This is a genomic window from Aliivibrio sp. S3MY1 (assembly GCF_028765575.1).
Lineage (GTDB): Bacteria > Pseudomonadota > Gammaproteobacteria > Enterobacterales > Vibrionaceae > Aliivibrio.
Genome location: NZ_JARACO010000137.1, coordinates 1 through 321, shown reverse-complemented (window position 1 = coordinate 321; position 321 = coordinate 1). Strand labels below are relative to the sequence as shown.

Genomic DNA, 321 nt, shown 5'->3' with positions numbered 1-321 from the left:
GCAATTATACCTAAAATTGACGCCTTAAAACGAGAAACACCCGGCAAACGAGATTGCCGAGTGTAGTAAATCGTGTTGATGCATTTGTTATATTATTTGATTACACCACAAACTAAACGAGCGCCTCCGCCCCCTAATGCTTTAGGATGATCAGAATGATTGTCGCCACCTGCATGGATCATTAAAGATCGACCAGATAGGTTTGGGAGTGTAATTCGAGGAGCTAATACAGGCTGAACTGCATTCCCATCCATATTAATATACAGCGGTGGTAAGTCACCTAAGTGATTATCCTTAGACCATGGGAAACCATGCTGACCT

Annotated in this window: 1 protein-coding gene; it reads right to left on the bottom strand. The window is 42.7% G+C overall.

Features of this window, described 5'->3' with window-relative positions; genetic code table 11:
* Positions 1 to 92: 92 nt before the first annotated feature.
* Positions 93 to 321 (bottom strand): superoxide dismutase family protein (locus PVK62_RS17585; protein ID WP_274445662.1); only part of this gene is annotated, 229 nt, incomplete at its 5' end.